We start from the raw sequence: 18,667 nt of genomic DNA, 5'->3' as shown, positions 1-18,667 counted from the left end.
GGGCGCGCCGCGCGCGACCGAGCGGACCGCGGAAGGGGAGGAGCATCATGACGACGGTTCGACGGTGGTGGTTGGGGACCTTCGGGCTCGCGCTGCTGACGGCCGCCTGCGGATCGAGCGACGCAGGCAGCCCGGGCGAGAGGGCCGCGCCCATCCAGCGGACGCCGACGCCGGAGAACGAGTTCACGCCGGTCGAGCTCGAGGCGACGGTCGATCACCTCGTCGCCGCGCTCAACGAGAGCTCGCTCGACCCGGTGCAGATGGCGGTCCTCCTGAAGGACGCGACCGGCTTCTGGGCGCCGGTCGTCACGGCGGCGAACCGGGCCATGGGCGAGCTCGGGGTCCCGGGGAACGTCCTCGGGTCCGTCGCGCAGTCGGGCGATATCCCCGAATCGGAGGAGCTCCAGACTCAGCAGATCAGACAGGCGGTCGCGGACGGCGTGAAAGGGATCGGCATCGCGCCCTACGGCGACGCCCAGGCAGCCGCCCTCGACGAGGCGATGGCGAAGGGCGTCAAGGTGGTGACGCTCGACACCGATCTGGCGAGCTCGAAGCGCTCGATCTACGTCGGCACGCTCAACAAGTCTGCCGGAGCCACGGCAGGGGAAACCCTGCTCGCGATGCTGCCCCCGCCGCCAGGTACGGTGATGATCCACGGCAACGACAACCCGGGCTGGGTCGACGGGCTGGATCGAACGCAGGGAGCCCGGGACGTGTTCGAGGCAGCCGGTTACGAGGTCCTGGTGCGCAGCGCCACCTGGGACGCCACGGGCGAAGCCCAGGACGTCGAATGGATAAAGACCCGGCTAGAGACCTCCGACCCGCCCGTCGTGGGGCTGATCGGCCTGTTCAACGTCTCGTACCGGTGCGCGATGGCCGCAGAGGCAGCGCGCAAGGCGGACCTCCCCATCGTCGCCTTCGATTTCGACCCGAAGACCGTCGACTACATGCGCGCGGGGCGCATCAAGGCCACGCACACGCAGCGGCAGTACTACGAGGGGTACCTCGTGCCCTATATCCTCTACGGCATCGAGGCCATCGGCCTCGACGCAACCAGGGAGATCCTCGCCCCCCAGCTGATCGGCGAGAGCCGGGTCAACACCGGGCTCGACGTGGTCCCGGGGGACAAGATCGACGCCTATTACGACTTCCTCAGCTCGATCGGCGCAAACTAGGCTCGACCTGGAGCGAGAGCGGCCCCTTCGGTGCCAGCCGCTCACCCCGGCGCCCGCTCCCTGACGAGCGCCGCGACCACCCCCACGAGCTCCGCCGGGTCCAGCGGCTTGGCGACGTGCGCCTGGTAGCCTGCGCCGAGCGCGCGCGCCCGGTCCTCGGCCCGCGCCAGCGCGCTCAGCGCGACGGCCGGCGTCGCGCCCCCGCGCGCCGGGCCGAGGCCCCGCACCCTCTGGATGAGCTGAAAGCCGTCCTCGCACGGCATCCCCAGATCGCTGACGAGCACGTCGGGCCGCTCCCGCTCCAGCGCGGCCATCGCCTCGGCGGCCGACCCCACCGTCGTGACGCTCGCCGCGCACTCCTCGAGCACCCGCTGGGCGACCTCGCGCGCGTCCGGCTGGTCGTCGACCACGAGCACCCGCACGCCGGTGAGCTCGGCCGCCGGGTAGTCGACCAGCGCCTCGGCGCGCGCCGACGTGGGTCGCTGCGTCGCGCCGGGCGCCTGCGGCGAGACGCCGGCGAGCGGCAGCTTCACGGTGAACGTCGCGCCCATGCCCTCGCCCGGGCTCGCGACCTCCACCGTGCCGCCGTGCAGCTCGACCAGGTGCTTCACGATCGAGAGCCCGATGCCGAGCCCGCCGTGCTTCCTCGTCGAGGAAGCGTCCGCCTGCCGGAAGCGCTCGAACAGGTGCGGGAGGAACTGCGGCGCGACGCCGGGGCCGGTGTCGGTCACCGACAGCTCGGCGCACGCGCCCGCGCGCCGCAGCGCCACGTCGATCCGCCCGCCCGCCGGCGTGAACTTCGCCGCGTTCGACAGGAGGTTCCAGGCGACCTGCTGGAGCCGGGCCGGATCCCCTCGGAGCGAGCCCGTCTCGGGCTCGACGCTCGAGACGACCGTGAGCCCCTTGGCCTCGGCCGCGAGCTTGACCGCCTCGAGCGCGCCCTGGATGACCGCCGGCAGATCGACCGGCTGGACGTCGAGCCGCAGCTTTCCCGACACGACCCGGCTCATGTCGAGCAGCTCGGATACCATGTCCGACTGGAGCCGCGCGTTGCGCTCGATGACCTCGAGCCCTCGCGCGAGCGCCTGCGGCTCCTGCGCGCGGCTCCGCAGGATGCGCGCCCAGCCGAGGATCGCGTTGATGGGCGAGCGCAGCTCGTGCGAGAGCGTCGCGACGAAGTCGTCCTTGACCCGGCTCACGCGCTCCGCCTCGTCGCGGGCGGCGCGCTCGCTCTCGAGCAGCTTCTGGCGCTCCTCCTCGGCCAGCCGCTCCGCGGTGACGTCCTCGGTGATCCCCAGGAACGACTCCACCGCGCCGTCGGGCCCGAGCTCGGGGATGTACCGGGCGCGGAACCTCCGCGCTCCGAGGCTGAACTCCATCCGCTGCGGCTTGCCCGTCCTCTGCGCCTCGCGACACGCCGCCTCGCCTGCCTCGCACACCTCGAGCGGGAGCCCGTTATCGCGGGGCGTCCTGCCGACGTAGTGCTCCGGCGGGAGCCCCGTGACCGCCAGCGACGTCGGCGACATGAACGTGCAGCGCAGATCCAGATCCATGCGGTAGATCGCGTCGGGCGAGTTCGCCATCAGCGAGGCGAGCTGGCGCTCGCGCCGGCGGAGCTCGTCCTCCAGGCGCTCGCGCTCGGCGAGGACCCGCCTCGCCTCGTCGAGCGCGGCGCGCAACTGGCGCTCGCTCTCGCGCAGCGCCTCCTCGGTGCGCTTGAGACGGCCGATGTCCAGGTAGAGGCCGGCCCCGGGGGTGATCTCGCCCCTCTCGTCGCGGATCGGGGCGGCCCGGAGGAGGGCGGGGTGGACGGCGCCCCCCGTCATGCGCAGGAGAGCCTCGCTCTCGGCGTGCGCCTGCTCCGCCGCGAGCGCCCGCTCCTCGGCGCGCCGCTGCTCGGTGATGTCCTCGATGAACAACACCACGCGCTGAGGCCTGTCGCGCGCGTCACCGACGACGGCGCCTGTCACCTGGAGCGAGCGGATGCCGCCGTCCTTGCGGCGGCAGCGCACCCCGAACGTGAGCTCGTCCCCGCCGCCTTCGAGCAGCGTGCGCCACGCGGCCAGCGACCCTGCCCGGTCCTCCGCGAGCGCCAGATCGAGCAGCTTCGTCCCGAGCAGCTCCCGCTCCGTGTACCCTAGCAGCCGGCAGAGCGAGCTGCTGACGCGCAGGATCTGCCCGCCCGGCGCGTCGAGCTGCGCGCACCCGCTGCCGGTAGAGGGTATTGCCCAGGCTGGCTGTCCGGCGGTCTCCACCATCGCTGTCTGTCCAATCTCCCGGACACCGGCCCGCTCCACGTGCTCCCCGCGTGCGTGCGCGGCGTTCCCCCGCTTCGTCCGGCCAGGCTATCACGGACACGCCCTGTCGTGGCAGCATGGCGACCAGAGCGAGTGAACATCAGCGGCTCACCCGGGCTGTCCTCGGTCTCCTTTCCGTCCGGGTCTCGCGCGGAGCCCGGCGGTCCGACCGGGACACGCGATGATGAGTTTGCTCGCACGCGGGCATGTTGACCGGCGACGCTTCGGTGAACCGGGGGGCGCACGCAGCTGGCCATGCGCGCCTCGTCCGGGGAGCGCGCTGACAGCAGACGCCTTGTTCGGGGGCTGTCGCGGGATCAACATCATGTGGAGTCTGTCGAACCCGACCACGGCGGACTGCCGTGGACTGCGCGCGTCGCGCCGGGCGGCGGCGTCGATGCCTGCTTGAACGAGCTTTGAGGGCGGTTCTGGCACCTCTCGAGAGCCCTGGCTGAAAATTCCTCTTGGAGCTCAAACTTCGTGTAATTTCCTTGTGCCTCGCCGCGCTGCGAGACCTGATTCACGTTTCCCGAGGTCGAGGCGCCCCCGGAGTCCGGATGGTCCGGGTTGCCGTCTGAAGCGATGAAAAGGAGCCCCGTATGTCCTTGAAGTTGTTCGAACCCAGGCCGATGAAGCTGAGCGTCTTGACGGCCGCTCTCCAGGAGCTCACCCCGCGCGCCAGGCGCGATGCCGATCCGGATCTCGCCATCGAGGACTGGCTGCAGTTTTCCAGGGACATCGGCTCTCCGAACATCCAGCTCTCGGCCGCCCTCCACCCGACCGAGTCGGACGTGCCGGCGGAGGCCATGCTGGACCCGGTGGCGAACACCCTCGACCTGCGCCAGCCCTTCACGAAGGAGCGCGCCGCGCGCGTGCACGCGGCGATGAAGGCCACCGGCGTCGGCCTGTCCGACATCGCCTACTTCGATAACTTCCTGCACCCCGACAAGGCGGTTCGCAAGAAGAAGATCGACTTCATGCTACGCGTGTTCGACGCGGCAGCGCTGCTGGGCACCGACGCCGTGTGCGGCTTCGTGGGCCGCAACCACGAGCTCGACATGGACCAGAACCTGGGGATGTTCAACGAGGTGTTCGTGCCGCTGCTCAAGGAAGCGAAGGCGCGAGGGCTGACCTATCGCGTGGAACAGTGCCCGATGCCCGGCTGGAACATCACCGACAGGTGGCACAACAACATCGCCTACGCGCCCGGCCCGTGGATCGCGCTGCACCGCATCTGCGAGAAGTACGGGGTGGGGGACCAGCTCCGCATCCACTACGATCCATCGCACGCGATCCTGATGGGCCAGGACACCCGCTCCGTCTTCCAGTACCTGAAGGACGAGGGCTATAACTTCCTCATCGCGGGCTTCCACGTGAAGGGCCAGGTGGTCGACTCGAAGGGCGTCGCCGCCTGGGGATACGGCGGACAGACCCTGGAACGCGGCGACTGGATCGACGGGAAGCCGAGCGGGAACCCGGCGGATCATGTGAACGCCTGGAAGAAGCAGGTGGTGCTGGCCGAGCACGAGCTGCCCGGCACGGCCAGGCACGATCCCCTCGCGTACCTCCAGAACCGCACGGTGGACTGGCTCGACCACCAGCTCGCCGCGCGCGAGCTGCTCGCGATCGACCCGGCCGAGACCTACCTGGTCGTGGAGCACGAGTACCCGCGCGCGCGCATCCAAGACAAGGAGAAGCTGGCGCCGATCCTGAAGGGGTCGCTCGCGTTCACCAGGGCCATCGACGAGGCCGCGGCCGCCATGTACGCGCTGCAGCACGAGGTGCTGGCCGCGCAGGGCATCCCCGTCCAGGGCCGGGGCCGCGAGGCGTACCGCTCGTGACAGTCAGACATGGCAAGCTCGCGACGCACGGTCGTGCGTCCTTCCTTTTCTCGAGAGGTTCAACATGATCCACGGCACCCATCTTCCCGAGGCGAGCAAGCGCAGGCTGCGCGCCGGCATCATCGGCGGCGGCGAAGGCGCCTTCATCGGCAGCGTGCACCGCATCGCCTCCGAGCTCGACGGGCAGGCCCAGGTCGTCGCCGGCGCGATGTCAGCCGATCCTGCCAGGGCCCAGCGAAGCGCCGACGCCTGGTTCCTCGACCGCTCCTACGGCTCGTTCGAGCGGATGGCCGAGGAGGAGGCGCGCCGCGCCGACGGCATCGACTTCGTCATCATCGCCACGCCCAATCACATGCACTTTCCGGTCGCCACGGCCTTCCTGGAGGCGGGCATTCACGTGGTGTGCGACAAGCCCATGACCTTCACGCTGGAGGAGTCCGAGCGCCTCGTGGAGATGGTGGAGTCGAAGCGCCTGGTGTTCGCTCTCACGCACAACTACACCGGCTATCCCGCCGTGCGCCACGCGCGGGCGATGGTGCAGCGCGGCCTGATCGGCAGCGTGCGCAAGGTGCTCGTGGAGTACAACCAGGACTGGCTGATGGAGCCGCTGGAGCGGCAGGGCCACAAGCAGGCCATGTGGCGCACCGATCCGGCCAGGGCGGGCCTCTCCAACTGCGTGGGGGACATCGGCACGCACGGCGAGAACTTGCTGGAGTTCATCACCGGCCTGAAGATCAAGTCGCTCTGCGCTGACTTCACCTCCTTCGTGGAGGGCCGGCAGCTCGAGGACGACGCCAACATCCTGCTCCGCCTGGAGAACGGCGGCAAGGGCACGCTGGTCTGCTCGCAGATCGCCTGCGGCGAGGAGAACAACCTCAACATCCGCGTGTACGGCGGCAAGGGCGGCCTGGAGTGGCACCAGCAGGAGCCGAACACCCTGATCTTCAAGCCCGCGGGCAAGCCCTGGGAGCGCATGCGCGTGGGGCTCGACTACATGTCGGACGAGGCCAAGCTGTCGACGCGCACCCCTTCGGGCCATCCGGAGGGTTACCTGGAGGCTTTCGCCAATATCTACAGGCGGGCCATCAGCGACATCCGTCGCGTCAAGGGGGGGCTGCCCATGGAGGGCGGCTATCCCTCGGTGCACGACGGCCTGCGCGGCGTCCGCTTCGTGGCCAAGACCGTCGAATCGGCCAGGGCTGGCGCGGTCTGGGTGGATCTCTAGAGCGACAAACGGGTTGAAACCACGAGAAAAAGCAGAAATTTCACAGGGAGGCGGGAAGGCGGGGAGCGAGAGACGGCAAGAGGGAGAAATTCATTTTTTCTTCCTCCCCGCCTCCCCGCCTCCCTGTGAAATTTCTCCGGGTTTCAACGCGATCGATGTTTTAGGCTCGACCTGCTCGGTCCTACGCAGCGCTTGCCGTCGCGCCCTTGCGGGCCCTCGCGACCGTCTGCTCGAGCGCCTCCACCGCGCGCCCGACGCCGTCCTCGGCGCGGAGCTTCTCTCCGAGCCGCTGTGCCCGCTCGCGCATCGCGCCGTCGCGCGCGAGGCGCGAGATGGCCCTGGCGAGGCTGTCCGCGGTGAGCTTCTTGATGGGCAGCGGATCGACGCCGACGCCGAGGTCGGAGATGCGCTGTCCCCAGAGCGGCTGATCGTAGCCGAACGGCACCGCCATCGACGGGATCCCCGCGCGCATCGCCGCGGCCGACGAGCCCGAGCCGCCGTGGTGCACCATCGCCGCCACCCGCGGGAGGATCCAGTCGTAGGGCACCGTCTTCACCTTGAAGATCGTCTTCGGGAGCTCGATGTCCTTGAGCCCTCCCCACCCCGCGATCAGCAGGCCGCGCTGCCCGGCGCGCTCCAGGGCGGCGACGACCTCCCGGGTCAGCTGCTTCGGATTGCGCCCGACGATGCTGCCGAAGCCGATCGCCACCGGCGGATCCCCCGCCGCGAGGAACTCCTTCAGATCCTCGGGCGGCTCGTAGTCCTTCGCCTCGTCGAAGATCCAGTAGCCGGTGACGTGCATCCAGTCCGCCCAGTCCCGCGGCTTGGGGAGCACGGTGGGGCTGTAGCCGAACAGGTGGGATGTGCGCCGGATGATCCGCAGCTCGTCGCGCCAGTGCCGCGGGGGCAGGTCGAGCTCCTCGCGCCGCCATCGGTTGATCTGGTCGGAGCCCGTGCGCGACACGGGCTCGGCGAGCAGCCATGTCAGGCGGTTGTAGAGCGGTCCCAGCTTCCATACCGGCGCGTGGAAGGGATTGGGGAAGCCCCACGTCGGGATGTGCGGGACCGGGTTCGGGCTGACGACGACATAGGGGATGCCCAGCTTCTCGGCGATCGACGGGCCGACCTGCAGCCACGGCCAGCATAGGAACACGTCGGTGCCCCGCACCGCGTTCCAGCAATCGCGCAGGTGGTTGACGACGTAGGTGTGCAGGTTGTCGCTCAGGAATTTGCTGAACTCACCCGCGTGGCCGGAGCGCTCGCGCAGGGCGACGGCGAGGCGGCTCGCGTAGAACTGCTCCGCGCTGCCGCCGAGCGGGAAATAGTCCAGCCCGCACTTGCGGACGAACGGCTCGAAGTCCGACTGCGTCGCGAACCGCACGTCATGTCCAGCAGCCTTGATGCCGGCCGCGAGCGCGACGAGCGGCTGGACGTCTCCCCGTGAGCCGCTCGCGACTACCGTGTAATGCATCGCATTTCTCCTCGACCTCCCTCACCGGGCGGTCCCTCTCGCGACGTGCCCCGGCGGAGCGAGGTGGCTTGACGCTCCGCCCTCCCCGGCGGGGCAGGGGGCGCGAGAGGGAACGCCGGATCGGTCCGGCACACTACGCTGTGATCCGCAGTCCCTTGCACACCAGGTCCGAGAGCTGCGCGAGCGACAGGTCGCCCGGGGGCTGCTGCTCGTCCCCGAATACCTCCTTGTAGGTGAGCGACCTGCCGATCCGATCCTTGAGCAGGAGCACGAGGTGGATCACGTCCATCGACTTGATGCCCAGATCGCCCATCAACATGATCTCGGGGGTCAGGTCCCCGGGATCCTGGTCGAGGTCCTCCATGAGCTCCTCGACCGTCTCGACGACGCAACGCCACACGTCCGCCTTCGTACGTACCTTCATCCTGGCTCCTTGTGCTGAACGCCCGCGGTCGGGCTGTTCGTGTTCCAACGTCCGGCGGAGGGGTGCGCCCGCGGAGCGCGGGCGTCCCTCGCCGCCATGCAGGAAAGCAATCGGGCGACGCGGCGGTCGCCGTCGCTGTCCTCTCGATACCAGTCGTCGAGCTCGCGCTCGGAGAGCGCCACGTGCGCGAGCGCCCGCGCCCAGATGCCCCAGCTCGCCGTCAGGAAGGACCGGTCGAGCGCGTCGATCGCGTCGACGCCGGCACCCGCCACGAGCGGCGCGCCGTCATCCAACACGCCGCCGGCCCCGCGCGCCCCGCCGCCGAACAGCAGGCGATGGATCGCCTCGGGGAAGCGCACGAACCGCTGCTGGAAGCCCTCGACGACGGCGGCTGTCGCCCCGCGCTCGTCGACCATCTCGAACGTGGCCTCCGTGGTGCCCGGGCGATCGAGGCGGACGCGGCCGCGGCAGCGCACGCGACCGCCCGGCGCCGAGGGCCCCCTGTACCAGACGACGCGCCGGGCCTCGAAGGGGAATATCCCGAACTGGCGCTCACCCCGCTCGAGGAGCCAGAAGGCGACGAGCTGACCCGTGCAATCGAGGAGCGCCGGGTGCATCCGGAGATCTCCGGCGTCGAGCCCCGGCAGATCGGTGATCGCCAGATCGGCCTCGATGCTGTCCTCGCCGACCGCGAGGACCCGCTCGATCCCGCGGTAGGAGGGCCCGTGGAAGGCGAAGCTCGAATAGAAGCGCGCCGCCGACCACGCGCGGGGCGGCGCCGCGCCCGCGTCTGCCGGGAGCGCCGGGGGCGGCGCCGGCGGGGGCGCGCCGGTCGCGTGCGCCGTGCCCTCGAAGGCGAGGTGTCGCCGCGGGCCGTCGACCTCGTGGAGCCGCACGCGCACCCTGGCCTCGCGCCCGTCCCCGGACAGGCGCTCTGCGTGGATGGCGAGGGTGAGCCGGCCCCGGTCGAGCGCGAGCCACCGCCCCGCGCGGAGGTCCGAGAGCGCGACGGGGTGGAGGCCGGTGAGGCGCCAGGCTGCCTGGGCCACGATCTCCAGGCTGAGCGTGAACGGGAGGACCGGCAGGTGAGGCCCGCCCGCCCGGCGCTGCGGCGAGGGCGGCCCGAGGCTGTGGTCGAGCACGAACGGGTCGCGCCGCCAGTCGAAGCGCCGCTCGGCGTGGAGCTCGCGGCCGTCGAGCCGCACGACCTCGCCGAGCAGGGGGCAGCCCCCGGGCGCCGCTGCCGCGGGCGGCAGCGCGGCGGACGGCACGGCCGCGACGGCGCCAGGGAACCGCGTCAGGCGCTGGACCAGCGAGAGGACGCGCGCCTCGGCCTCCTCGGCCTCCACCAGCAGCGCCGCGTGCAGCGCGCGGACCGAGCGCTCCCGCCGCGCCGCCGGCTCCCCGGTCTCCCCGGTCTCCCCGGCGCCCCGACCGCGCGGCGCCGCGTGGTCGCCGGCGGCCAGCGCCGTTTCCCGGTCCTCGTCCTGCGCGAGGCCGCCCCGCTGCGCGGCGTCGCACAGCCGGTCGAGCGGCTCGACCCGGACGGCGAGGCCGTGGGCGTACAGCTCGCCGACGAGGTGCTTCAGCTGCAGGGTATCGCTCCGGTGCTGGGAGGAGGCGGCGACGGCCAGGTGCGGCCGCCCGCGCAGCGTGTCCTCCACGAACGCGGTGAGCCGGTTGTTCGGGCCCGCCTCGATGAACGTCCGCGCCCCGCCCTCGTACAGGGCCTCGATCATCTGGCGGAACCGCACCGGCGAGGACCACTGCGCGGCCAGGAGATCCCAGGCGCGGGACGGCTCCTCCGGCACCGGGCCCAGGGTCGCGCAGCAGCGCACCTGCGTGCGCGCCGCGCCCGGCACGAAGCGATCGTAATGCGCGCGCAGCGTGCGCTGCCAGGCGCCGAACAGCGGGGTGTGGTAGGCGCGCTCGAACGGCAGCCGCAGGCAGACGGCGCCCTCGCGGCCCAGCGCCTCGACCGCCGCCTCGACCGCCGGCTCGGTCCCGGCGAGCACGACCTGGCTCGGGCAGTTGTCCATCGCGATGAACAGCTGGCCCTCGTGGCGCTCGAGCAGCGCGTCGAGCAGCCCCCGGTCGAAGGCGTTGACCGCGATCATGCGCTCGGGGACCTCGGGCGCCGGCAAGGCCCGCCCGCTCAGGCCGATGTGCGCGATGACGTCGCAGAGCTCGCGCCGGCCTGGCACCGCGATGACGCCCGCGGCGATGAGCGCGGCGTGCTCGCCGTTGCTGTTGCCCACCATGATGTCGGCGCGCACGCCGAGCGCGCAGAGCATCTCATACGACGCCAGGCTGGCGATGAGGCCCACCTGCGCCCCGCGCTCCGTGTCGACGAGGCGGCGCTCCCGGGCGAGCCGCTCTTCCTCGGTCGCCGCCGGCTCGCGCGGAAACACCGTCTCGCTGGGCGGCGCCTCGCGCGCGCTCGCGTACGACGCGTCGAGGGCGTCGAACCACGCGCGCGAGGCCGGCCAGTGGCGGTGGAGCTGCTCCAGCATCCCCTCGTGCTGGGAACCCTGCCCCGGGAAGAGGAGCGCCGTGTCGCCGGCCGGCGCGCCGCTGCCGTAATAGATGCCGCTCCGCACGTGCATCCGCCGCTGCTCCGCGCGCGCGAGCGCGGCCTTCGCGCGCCGGAGCTTGCCCGCGAGATCGCGGCCGTCGAGCGCGATCACCGCGAGGCGGTGATCGCCGCGCGGGTGGCGGCCGCGCTCGCGCGCGAGCCGCCGCAGCGGGAGCGAGGGGTCCGCCTCCGCGACGGCGAGGAGCTCGTCGATCGCGCGCGCCATGCCCGCGCGATCGGGCGAGGAGAGGAGGAAGAGCTCCGTCCTGTCGCGCTCGCGCGCGCCTCCGGCCGGCGCCGCCGGAGCTCCACTGGCCTCCTCGGCGCGCGCCTCCCTCGGCGCCTCGCCCGCCCGGAGCTGCGGCTTCTCTACGATGGACGCCATTCGAGTCGACAGGCTCCCTTGCCTCGCTGCGCCTGGGCCGTGAAAAGACCGCCCGGCTCAATGCGCGCGGAGTCTCCCCGAAAAAGATCTCCATAGCAAGGTGAGAAGCGTCCCCGCGCGATCGGTCGCGCGGGCCGGGGCGTGATGACTGGATTTGTGCATATGTAAGTACACGTTATTATTGATGATTGTGAACTGTGGCGCCCGTGTTTCGCGATGGATCTTTGCAATACTTTACATCGCGTGGTCCGGCTCTTTAACCGGTTCGGCGTTTGCAATACTTTACAGTCGATGAACTGAAAGTTCATGGTCCGGCGCGACTTCATTCCTAAGTGCAGAGGTCCATCGTCGTCTTCTTCTTCGCGGTCGTTGCGGTTGTTGATTCGTGAAGGTGTGGCGAGTGTTTCTTACTGTCGCGCGCCTGCCGCGCGGCGCTCGACCCGGCGAATGGCGTGATCTCGATGCGATCGAGGTTGACAGTCTCTGTGTTCGGATCAGAATCCGTGCGCCTGACCGGAAGGCCGACACCGCTCGTCAACGGCCGGGCGGCGCGGGTCCTTGGTGGACGTCAGGCGTCGTGAAGGGCGCTCGCGCGGGTCAGGTGCAACCATGAAGAGGATCCTTGTGACGGGCGGGGCGGGCTTCATCGGCTCGAACTTCGTCAGGTACGTGCTGACGGAGAGGCCCGGGGTGCAGGTCGTCAACCTCGACGCGTTGACCTACGCCGGGAGCCTCGAGAGCCTGAGCGGGCTGCCGGGCGAGGGCCGGCACGCCTTCGTGCAGGGGGATATCCGCGACAGGGCGCTCGTCGAGCGCCTCCTGTCCGAGCGGCAGATCGACACCATCGTCCATTTCGCCGCCGAGTCGCACGTCGACCGGTCGATCGCCGGGCCGGAGGCGTTCGTCGACACCAACGTGGTCGGCACGCTGCGCCTGCTCGAGGCCGCCCGCGCGGTGTGGCTCGGCCGCGGCGGCTCGGCGGAGGGCAAGCGCTTCCACCACATCTCGACCGACGAGGTGTTCGGCTCCCTCGGGCCCTCGGACGCCGCCTTTCACGAGGGCACGCCCTACGCGCCGAGCTCGCCGTACGCCGCCTCGAAGGCCGCCGCCGATCACCTGGTCCGCGCCTACGCCCACACCTACGGCCTGCCGGCGTCGATCACGAACTGCTCGAACAACTACGGCCCGCGGCAGTTCCCCGAGAAGCTCATCCCGCTGATGATCCTGAACGCGCTCACGGGCAAGCCGCTGCCCGTCTACGGCGACGGCGCCCAGGTCCGCGACTGGATCTACGTGGTCGACAGCTGCGAGGCCGTCCTGCGCGTCGTCGAGCGGGGGCGCGCCGGGGAGAGCTACAACGTGGGAGGCGGCAATCAGCCCACCAACCTCGAGATCGTCCAGCAGATCTGCGCGGTCCTCGACGCGCGCTTCCCCGACTCTCCCTATCGGCCGTACAGCCGGCTCCTCCGGTTCGTGCCGGACCGGCCCGGGCACGACCGTCGGTACGCCGTCGATTTCCGGAAGATCGAGCAAGAGCTCGGCTGGCGGCCGCGCTTCTCGCTTGACGAGGGGCTACGCGAGACCATCGCCTGGTACCTCGCCAACCCGGCGTGGCTCTCCGCGATCGGGCGGCGCGACGACTATCACGGCTGGATCGAGCGCAACTACACGAAACGAGGAGCGGACCAGTGAAAGGCATCATTCTCGCCGGGGGCCGCGGCACGCGCCTCCACCCGGTCACCCGGGGCGTGAGCAAGCAGCTCCTGCCGGTCTACAACAAGCCGATGGTCTATTACCCGCTCTCGATCCTGATGTTCGCGGGTATCCGGGAGATCCTCGTGATCAGCACCCCGGAGGATCTGCCGCTCTACCAGCGGCTCCTCGGCGACGGCCAGCAGTGGGGCCTCCGCCTCACCTATGCCGCGCAGGACGAGCCGCGCGGGCTCGCCGACGCGTTCCGCATCGGCCGCAAGTTCGTGGGCGGCGAGCCCGTCGCGCTCGTGCTCGGGGACAACATCTTCTATGGCACCGGCCTGCCGGAGACGCTCCGCCGCGCGTCGAAGCTCGAGGTAGGCGCGGTCGCCTTCGCGTATCCGGTGAGCGATCCGCACCGGCACGGGATCGTCGAGCTCGACGCGTCCGGGCGCGTGATCAGCCTGGTGGAGAAGCCGAGCGAGCCCCGCAGCCACTACGCCGTGCCGGGGATGTACTTCTATGACGGCAAGGTCTGCGACATCGCGGCTTCGCTGAAGCCGTCGGCCCGCGGCGAGTACGAGATCACCGATCTCAACTGCGTTTATCTCGCGCGGGGGGAGCTCAGGATCGAGATGCTCGGGCGGGGCGTCGCGTGGCTCGACGCGGGGACGCACGAGTCGCTGCTCCAGGCGTCGAATTTCGTGCAGACCGTCGAGCTGCGCCAGGGGCTGATGATCGCCTGCCCCGAGGAGGTCGCCTACCGCATGGGCTTCATCGACGGGGACGCGCTGGCCGCGCTCGCCGACGAGCTGCCGAGCGAGTACACGGATTACCTGCGCAACATCCTGAGGGACCACCCCGTGCGTCGCTAGCGGCGCTGGCCGGAGGGCAGGGAGCGCCCGGCGCGGTCCGCCGCGCGCCTCCTCCGGACCGGCGATGACACTGGAGGTTCTCTATGAGTCGGCTCCACAACGTTCGCTGGATCGAGTTCCCCTCCGTGGTGGACGAGCGCGGGGCGCTGACCTTCGTCGAGGGGGCGCAGGACGTCCCGTTCGAGATCAAGCGCGCTTATTACCTGTACGACGTCCGCCTGGACCGGGGAGGGCACGCCCACCGCGACACGCAGCAGGTCATCGTCGCCCTCCGCGGCCGCTTCGTCCTCGAGCTCTCGGACGGCGTCGAGAGCCGCCGGTTCGCGCTCGATTCCCCCACGCGGGGGGTCCACATCCTGCCCATGCTCTTCATCCGGCTGCTCGACTTCGCGCCCGATACGGTCGTCCTCGTCCTGGCGAGCACCCATTACGACAAGTCCCGATCGATCCGCTCCTGGGAGGACTATCTGCAGGAGGCGAGGGGAGCGTGACCGCAGGAGGCGAGGGGAGCGTGACCGCGCGCGCGACGCGGCCGGGTAGTGGTCTCATTTGCCCAGAGAGAGTTCACATGAAGGCGGGAAAGCGGGAAGATCATTGAGCTTTTCTTCCCGCCCTCCCGCCTTCATGTTCAAATCCGACCACCACCCGCGGCCGCGGCGCGCCGCCCCCGGCGTCCCCTGGCGCGGCCGGTCCGGGCGTCGCTCCGGCGAGCCCGGCGGGCGGAGCCGCGGGTGAAGGTCCTGCTCCTCGGCTATTCCAGCCTCGCGCGGCGGCGCGTGCTGCCGGCGCTCGCCAGCCTGGGCGTGCGCGACATCGATGTAGCCTCGGTCTCCCGGGGCGCCGACGTCGCGCTGCCGCCCGGCGTGACGGGGCGCTGCTACGACGATTACCGGGTGGCGCTCGCCCGCACCGACGCGGCCCTCGCGTACGTGTCGACGGTCAACTCGACGCACGAGGAGCTGGCCGAGCGCGCCCTCGAGCGGGGCCTTCACGTGGCGGTCGACAAGCCAGCTTGCCTCTCGCTCGAGGCGTCCCGGCGCCTCGTCCAGCTCGCCCGGAAGCGGGGGTGTTGCCTCGCCGAGGCCACCGTCTACGCGTATCACCCCCTCTACCGCGAGGTACGCCGGATCTTCGGCGACGCTGGGCGCGCGCCCACGCGCCTCACGGCGGCGTTCAGCTTTCCGCCTCTCCCCGCGGACAACTACCGCTACCGCGCCGCGCTCGGCGGCGGGTCGCTGCTCGATCTCGGGCCGTACGCGGTCACCCTCGGCCGCGTCCTCCTCGACGGCGCGGCGCCGGAGTCGATCGCTTGCCGCGTCGTCGAGCGCGCCGGCGAGGTCGAGTCGTCGTTCAGCGTGCTCATGACCTTCCCGGGCGGCCGCTCGCTGGTCGGGCACTATGGAATGACCACCGGCTACCAGAACCGCCTGGACGTCCTTGGCCCGGACGTGAGTGTGACCATCGACCGCGCTTTCTCGCCCCCCGCGGATCTCCCGATCCAGCTCGGCGTCGCCGAGCGCGACCGGCGCCGGACGGTCGAGGTTCCCGCGGCCGACAGCTTCGCGGAGTTTTTCCGGAGCGTCTTCGGCGCCATCGCGCGCGGCGAGCACGATGAGCTCGCCGCGACGTTGCTCGCCGACGCGACCGCCCTGGACGAGCTGCGCCGCGCCGCTGCGACGCCCGCCCCTTGACTTCGAGCGCGCTCTAACTCTTACGGTGGCCTGCGTCGAAGCGCCGCGGCCGCTCGCCGCGGCAGAAGGAGCCCACCATGCACACGCGCAAGCTCGGTCCTCTCCAGGTCTCTGCCCTCGGTCTCGGCTGCATGGGCATGAGCGATTTCTACGGCCCCCGCGACGAGGCCGAGTCGATCGCGACCATCCACCGCGCGCTCGAGCTCGGCGTCACGCTGCTCGACACGGCGGACATGTACGGTCCCTTCACGAACGAGGAGCTCGTCGGCCGGGCCATCGAGGGCCGGCGCGACAGCGTCGTCCTCGCGACCAAGTGCGGCATCGTCCGCGATCCCAGCGAGCGCACGATCCGCGGCATCAACGGCGCGCCGGACTACATCCGCGCGGCCTGCGACGCGAGCCTGAAGCGCCTCCGCGTCGACGTCATCGATCTGTACCAGCTGCACCGCGTCGACCCGAAGACGCCGATCGAGGAGAGCGTCGGCGCCATGGCGGATCTCGTGAAGGCGGGCAAGGTGCGCGCGATCGGCCTCTCGGAGGCGAGCTCGGCGACGCTCCGGCGCGGCCACGCGGTGTACCCGCTCGCGTCGGTGCAGACCGAGTACTCGCTCTGGACGCGCGATCCCGAGGACGACGTGCTCGCCACGTGCCGCGAGCTCGGCATCGGCTTCCTCGCCTACAGCCCGCTCGGCCGCGGCTTCCTCACGGGGCAGATCAAGCGCTTCGAGGACCTCGATCCGGACGACTTCCGCCGCCACTCGCCGCGCTTCCAGGGCGAGAACTTCCAGCGCAACCTCGATCTCGTCGCGAAGGTGGAGGACGTCGCGCGGGAGAAGGGCGTCAAGGCGTCGCAGCTCGCGCTCGCCTGGGTGCTCGCGCAGGGCGACTTCATCGTCCCGATCCCCGGCACGAAGCGCCGCAGCTACCTCGAGGAGAACATCGCCGCGGAGGCGGTCAAGCTCACCGCGGACGACCTGCGGCGCCTCGACGCGGTGATGCCGAAGGGCGCGGCCTCCGGCCTCCGGTATCCCGAGAACAGCATGAGGTTCGTGAACCAGTGAGCGCCGCGCGTCGAGCATCGCGCGCCGCCGCGCCGCGCTCCGGTACGGCCGGCGGGCTCACGATCGCGGAGGTCGCCGCCGCGACGGGGACGAGCGCGCACACGCTCCGCTACTACGAGCGGATCGGGCTCATCCGGTCCGTGTCGCGGGCGCGGAGCGGCCACCGCCGCTACGGGCCCGACGACGTGCGGTGGGTCGAGTTCCTCCGCAAGCTGCACGCGACCGGCATGCCGATCCGCCGCATGCTCGCGTACGCGGCGCTCGTGCGGCGCGGCGACGAGACGATCTCCGAGCGGCGCGCGCTGCTCGAGGCGCACCGGGACGACGTGGCCGCGAAGCTGGCGGAGCAGCAGGCGCACCTCGCGATCATCGAGAAGAAGGTGAGCCTCTACCTGGACCTGGAGCAGCAGAGCGCGCGCAAGCGCGCGTCGTGAGCGCTGCGCTCCTGCGCCCGCCGCAGGCGTACCGCGAGGGGCGCTGGCGCCTGCTGCGGACAGGCCGAGCGCGGGGGCCACGGGGGGCTCACGCCGCTTCCGGCACCCCCGGCTGCCGGAGGACGCGCAGCGGGCCCTCGGACGACACGAGGCCGGCGAGCTCCGGGTCGGTCATGACGTCCAGGAGCTCGCGCTCGACGTCGTCCACCGTGCACCGCCGCCGCACGAGCCGGACGACCTGCGAGTAGTCCACGTGATCCAGGTCGTGCGCGAGCCCGAGCGGCTGCCAGAGGGCGTGCTGGCCGTGCCGGTGGGCGGCGCTCGCGTCGTACCAGCCGTAGTTCGCGGCGCGATCGCGGCTCCCGGCGAGGCGGTTCGTGAGGACCCAGTGCTTGCCGACGTTCTCGATGAGCCCGGCGCGCCCCGCGACCCGCTCCTCGACGCGGCGGTGGTGCTCCAGCATGCGCGAGGTGTTCGCCATCGTGGGATCCGGGGCGCCGATGCACGGCCGGATCCGCACGCTGGCCTGCTCCCAGACGAGGTCGCAGAGGCGGGTCGTCAGCATCGCGCACTCGAGCAGATCGGCGATGCGCTGCGTCGTGCGCGCCGAGGCGTTGATCCGGACGGAGTCCTCCGCGTCGCCGATGCGGAGCGCGTCCGCGCTCACGAGGAAGGTCGCGCGGTGCTCGCCGTGCTCGCTGTTCACCGGCACCCAGCTGATGGGCGCCAGCAGGCCTGCCTGCACCGCCTCGAGAAGGGCGTCCTCGCGCGCCGCGCAGGCGCGCTCGGGAAGGCGTGCGATCCAGTCCGTGCCCCGTACGACGTCTGCCATGCTGCCCCCGGCGAGCGCGCCCCGATCGGCCGCGGCCAGCGCGGCGCCGTCCGACGGGCTTCGTGGCTGATCGGCTCGCCCGATCATTGTGTGGAGCGCGCTGGATCCGCGCAAGGCGCGCGGGCGCGGCCGATCGCGCACCTCGACTCCTCTTTGCGCAGCTCGGCCGCCAGCCCTAAGCTCCGCCCATGTCGCCCTCGGCGAGCCGGTCCTCGTTGCGCCATCCCAGGCGGCTCCGCGCCTTCCGCCTCCTCCTGGTCGCCGGCGCCGCCGCCCTCGCCGCGCAGGTCGCCGGCTGCGGCTCCGGCGGGGCCCAGGTCTCCGGCGGGACCGCCGCCGAGATCGCGTCGATCGACGCGCGCCTGCGCGGCACCTTCCGGCTCGTCCGCTTCGACCCCGAGGTGCCGCTCGAGCCGATGCTCGCGTCGATGCTCGAGTTCCAGTACGCGCACCTGGTGATCCGCTTCGACGGCGATCGCATCCTCGCGGACTCGCCCGGCCTCCACGTCGACCGCGCCTACGAGATCCGCGAGCCCGCGTGGAACCGGTTCAAGCTGATCTCGTACGACGAGGCGGGGGTCGCTTACGAGGCGGTGTGCGAGTTCTCCGGGGAGAAGGAGCTCATCGTCCACGCGCAGACGCCGCCCTGGAAGGGCGTGGCCACGCTTCGACGGGCGCAGTAGCGGCGC

General features: G+C 71.2%; 15 protein-coding genes. 10 read left to right on the top strand and 5 right to left on the bottom strand.

Features of this window, described 5'->3' with window-relative positions:
* Nucleotides 1-47 precede the first annotated feature (47 nt).
* Nucleotides 48-1,175 carry a substrate-binding domain-containing protein gene (locus WME85_RS29340; RefSeq protein WP_437825929.1) on the top strand — a complete coding sequence of 376 codons (1,128 nt, stop codon included), beginning with the start codon at nucleotides 48-50 and terminating at the stop codon, nucleotides 1,173-1,175.
* Nucleotides 1,176-1,216: 41 nt separating this feature from the next.
* Here the strand turns inward: WME85_RS29340 and WME85_RS29335 are convergent, their stop codons facing one another.
* On the bottom strand, nucleotides 1,217-3,433 hold the full coding sequence (locus WME85_RS29335; protein ID WP_437825927.1) for an ATP-binding protein: 2,217 nt from the start codon (nucleotides 3,431-3,433) through the stop codon (nucleotides 1,217-1,219).
* 638 nt (nucleotides 3,434-4,071) lie between these two features.
* Here WME85_RS29335 and WME85_RS29330 point away from each other — a divergent pair.
* Together WME85_RS29330 and WME85_RS29325 are read left to right on the top strand one after the other, a co-directional pair.
* Nucleotides 4,072-5,313 carry a sugar phosphate isomerase/epimerase family protein gene (locus WME85_RS29330; RefSeq protein WP_437825925.1) on the top strand — a complete coding sequence of 414 codons (1,242 nt, stop codon included), beginning with the start codon at nucleotides 4,072-4,074 and terminating at the stop codon, nucleotides 5,311-5,313.
* Nucleotides 5,314-5,377: 64 nt separating this feature from the next.
* Entirely contained in the window at nucleotides 5,378-6,538 is a 1,161-nt protein-coding gene (locus tag WME85_RS29325) for a Gfo/Idh/MocA family protein (RefSeq protein ID WP_437825923.1), read from the top strand.
* 181 nt (nucleotides 6,539-6,719) lie between these two features.
* On the opposite strand, the gene WME85_RS29320 is transcribed toward WME85_RS29325, so the two are convergent.
* The 3 genes from WME85_RS29320 to WME85_RS29310 form a co-directional block, all read right to left on the bottom strand.
* Nucleotides 6,720-8,009, bottom strand: coding sequence for a glycosyltransferase (locus tag WME85_RS29320; protein WP_437825921.1), 1,290 nt, complete (start codon nucleotides 8,007-8,009; stop codon nucleotides 6,720-6,722).
* Between the two features lie 133 nt (nucleotides 8,010-8,142).
* Nucleotides 8,143-8,433: a hypothetical protein gene (locus WME85_RS29315; protein ID WP_437302333.1), complete on the bottom strand. Its 291-nt coding sequence runs from the start codon at nucleotides 8,431-8,433 to the stop codon at nucleotides 8,143-8,145.
* Nucleotides 8,430-11,393, bottom strand: a complete 2,964-nt coding sequence (locus WME85_RS29310; RefSeq protein ID WP_437825919.1) for an acyltransferase domain-containing protein — start codon at nucleotides 11,391-11,393, stop codon at nucleotides 8,430-8,432. The genes WME85_RS29315 and WME85_RS29310 overlap by 4 nt, the downstream gene beginning before the upstream one ends.
* A 609-nt stretch (nucleotides 11,394-12,002) precedes the next feature.
* Between WME85_RS29310 and rfbB the strand changes: the two genes are divergently transcribed.
* From rfbB to WME85_RS29280, 6 genes are all read left to right on the top strand, one after another.
* Nucleotides 12,003-13,085, top strand: coding sequence for a dTDP-glucose 4,6-dehydratase (gene rfbB / locus WME85_RS29305; protein WP_437825917.1), 1,083 nt, complete (start codon nucleotides 12,003-12,005; stop codon nucleotides 13,083-13,085).
* Nucleotides 13,082-13,960, top strand: a complete 879-nt coding sequence (rfbA, locus tag WME85_RS29300) for a glucose-1-phosphate thymidylyltransferase RfbA (RefSeq protein WP_437825915.1) — start codon at nucleotides 13,082-13,084, stop codon at nucleotides 13,958-13,960. Before rfbB ends, rfbA begins: the two co-directional genes overlap by 4 nt.
* 83 nt (nucleotides 13,961-14,043) lie before the next feature.
* A complete protein-coding gene (locus WME85_RS29295) occupies nucleotides 14,044-14,451 on the top strand; it encodes a sugar 3,4-ketoisomerase (RefSeq protein ID WP_437825913.1) in 408 nt (135 codons plus the stop codon).
* Nucleotides 14,452-14,691: 240 nt separating this feature from the next.
* Complete coding sequence (locus WME85_RS29290; RefSeq protein WP_437825911.1) at nucleotides 14,692-15,651, top strand: Gfo/Idh/MocA family protein; 960 nt, start codon at nucleotides 14,692-14,694, stop codon at nucleotides 15,649-15,651.
* A gap of 77 nt (nucleotides 15,652-15,728) precedes the next feature.
* Nucleotides 15,729-16,712, top strand: a complete 984-nt coding sequence (locus WME85_RS29285) for an aldo/keto reductase (protein WP_437825909.1) — start codon at nucleotides 15,729-15,731, stop codon at nucleotides 16,710-16,712.
* Entirely contained in the window at nucleotides 16,709-17,146 is a 438-nt protein-coding gene (locus WME85_RS29280) for a MerR family transcriptional regulator (RefSeq protein ID WP_437825908.1), read from the top strand. Before WME85_RS29285 ends, WME85_RS29280 begins: the two co-directional genes overlap by 4 nt.
* Before the next feature lie 88 nt (nucleotides 17,147-17,234).
* On the opposite strand, the gene WME85_RS29275 is transcribed toward WME85_RS29280, so the two are convergent.
* Complete coding sequence (locus WME85_RS29275; RefSeq protein ID WP_437825906.1) at nucleotides 17,235-17,978, bottom strand: hypothetical protein; 744 nt, start codon at nucleotides 17,976-17,978, stop codon at nucleotides 17,235-17,237.
* Between the two features lie 215 nt (nucleotides 17,979-18,193).
* Here WME85_RS29275 and WME85_RS29270 point away from each other — a divergent pair, with 215 nt between their 5' ends.
* A complete protein-coding gene (locus WME85_RS29270) occupies nucleotides 18,194-18,661 on the top strand; it encodes a hypothetical protein (protein ID WP_437825904.1) in 468 nt (155 codons plus the stop codon).
* The last annotated feature ends 6 nt before the right edge of the window (nucleotides 18,662-18,667 follow it).

Source organism: Sorangium sp. So ce1153, from assembly GCF_051521595.1.
Classification (GTDB): domain Bacteria; phylum Myxococcota_A; class Polyangia; order Polyangiales; family Polyangiaceae; genus Sorangium.
Note: the sequence above shows the minus strand (reverse complement) of the source record. Positions and strands in the feature narration are given on the sequence as shown.